General features: G+C 65.4%; 1 pseudogene. It reads left to right on the plus strand.

Annotated features, from left to right (window positions below):
* A pseudogene (locus tag FNJ47_RS48750) lies at positions 1-240 on the plus strand (transposase); the annotation flags it as partial.

Below are 240 nucleotides of genomic sequence, written 5' to 3' on the forward strand. Positions count from 1 at the left end.
ACCATCGTTCGGGCGCATCAGCACGCTGCCGGCGCCAAAAAAGGGGGTCTGAAGATCAGGCGATCGGCCGCTCGCGCGGGGGCCTGAGCACCAAGATACATCTGGCCGTTCGAGGCTTGGGATGTCCCGTGCGGTTCACGCTCACCGCGGGCCAGAAGGGCGATGCACCGCAAGCCGCCACATTGATCGAGGGACTGTCCGCCGGGGTCGTCATGGCCGATACAGCCTATGACGCCGATC

It is taken from the genome of Bradyrhizobium uaiense (assembly GCF_010811875.1).
GTDB classification, from domain to species: Bacteria; Pseudomonadota; Alphaproteobacteria; order Rhizobiales; family Xanthobacteraceae; genus Bradyrhizobium; species Bradyrhizobium uaiense.